Here is a 2060-nt window from a genome sequence, read left to right on the forward strand (position 1 = left end):
TTCAAATCCCGCCCTTTCCGCAAAGTTTTTTCAAACTTTTGATATACTGGAATTAATGGATGTGATGAAGAAAAAATGGCACAGATATCATTATAAAAATCTTACTTATTTTGGATTAAGCGTTCTGATTGGGCTAATTTTACTCAAAACTACATTTTTTCGAGAAATAGTATTTCATTTGGGAAATCTTGGATATATAGGAGCATTTTTTGGTGGTATTCTTTTTGTGTCTACATTTACTGTATCTATTGGAACTGCCTTACTTCTTTTACTTGCAGAAACACTTCATCCTATTGCAATCGGATTAATTGCAGGATTTGGCGCAGTACTTAGTGATCTGACTATTTTTCACTACATTAGAAATAAGGGGTTAGGAGATGAAATTAAATATTTTTTTGAATTTTTTGGAAGTGACAAGCTCAGACATCTTATTCATTCAAAATATTTTAGTTGGACTTTACCAGTATTAGGCGCAATTATTATAGCTTCTCCACTACCTGATGAAATGGGAATTGGCCTAATGGGTATTTCAAAATTAAAAACAAGTCAATTTATTTTATTATCATTTGTACTAAATTCCATAGGAATTTTTATCATTGTTTCAGCAGGAGCATTTTTCAAACCTTGATTAGTTTCTATTAAATTTGAGCGTAAAAAGTTCCAACAGCGTCCCACGTTCTCCGCACAAAATTATAATACCTCTAATATGGAAGGTGCTGTTAAATTATTTGAAGCGTTTCAAGCACTAAGTTTTGAAGCAAAACGAGCCCTCACTTATTTAGTGGAATGGCCTTTAATTGTTTGATTATCTCAGCTTTTGAATCCGTTGAATTAAATATTTTGCTCAGATTAATATTTTTATTTAAAATTGCCATAATAACCACAAGCAACAAAACAGAAAATACCAAACTATAACCAAGAACTTTTATTACTTCTATAATTTTCTTAAAATCAATTTTTGGTTGTCTATCTTCAATATTTGGTAGCCCGTCTGGTTCCATATAAAAAGAAATACATAAATTTTAAACTGATATAAAACTTAAGTCAATAATATATTTTGTTATAATTTATCTGTGAAAAATACCTACTGCACGATCTATCTTGTCCGTCATGGGGAAACGGAATGGAACGTAAAAAAACTAATCCAAGGACAAAAGGACATTCCTTTAAATGAAAAAGGTAAAAAGCAGGCGGAAAAATTAGCTGGAAAATTGAAGATAATTAAATCAACAGCTCTTCGAGAAAGATATTTTGGTAAATTTCAAGGTGAACTTTTTGGAGACAATCAAAACAAAAGTATTTTAGAATTAATCAATAGGTTGAAATCAAATTCAATAAGTGATCAAAACGAGATTGAAAGTGATGAATTAATCATTTCAAGATTGATTCCTTTTCTACGAAAAATATCACTTGTTTGTTTGGACAAAACCATATTAGTAGTTTCTCATGGTGGAACAATAAGAACCTTGCTTATCCTGCTTGGATGGGGAACTTATAAGAATTTAAATGAAGGCTACATCGATAATTTGGCGTACGTGAAATTAGAAAGCGATGGTGTTGATTTTTTTGTTAAGAAAACCTCTAGAATAAAGAAACTTCTTGTATAATCATGATACATATGAAAAAGAATTATCTCCTAAGCCAACCCATTCTTTTAGAGATAAAAAAGGCAAAAAATATCCTGATCAATATTCACCGTAATCCCGATCTTGATTCGATTGGATCGGCGACTGCCCTTTATCAAGCTCTTATAAAAATGAAAAAGAAAGTTACTTTAATTTGTCCTCATGAAATTCCTGAGAATTATAAATTCCTCAAAGGCGCTGATTTGGTTGAAACAATTGATTTTAAAACGTGGGCGGACACGGAGGTCCGCCCCTACGATCTGTTTTTGATTTTGGATTCCGGATCTTACGACATTGTCACCGGCAGTAAAGAAATAAAATTACCCGATATGAAAAAAATAATTGTAGATCATCATCAAACCAACAATTGGAGTGACTGCTTATTAAAACTTTTAGACATTGAGGCTTCCTCAACAGCGGAAATAGTTTATCAAA

Annotated in this window: 3 protein-coding genes; all 3 read left to right on the plus strand. The window is 31.6% G+C overall.

The window, feature by feature from the left end; genetic code table 25:
* Positions 1-64 precede the first annotated feature (64 nt).
* Entirely contained in the window at positions 65-835 is a 771-nt protein-coding gene (locus GW846_06480; GenBank protein ID NDK10391.1) for a hypothetical protein, read from the plus strand.
* Between the two features lie 238 nt (positions 836-1073).
* The gene (locus GW846_06485; protein ID NDK10392.1) at positions 1074-1607 is read left to right on the plus strand and encodes a histidine phosphatase family protein; all 534 of its coding nucleotides are present in this window, start codon (positions 1074-1076) and stop codon (positions 1605-1607) included.
* Positions 1608-1609: 2 nt separating this feature from the next.
* On the plus strand, positions 1610-2060 hold a 451-nt coding region (locus GW846_06490; GenBank protein NDK10393.1), incomplete at its 3' end, for a hypothetical protein.

It is taken from the genome of Candidatus Gracilibacteria bacterium (assembly GCA_010119145.1).
Lineage (GTDB): Bacteria > Patescibacteriota > Gracilibacteria > BD1-5 > UBA6164 > JAACSU01.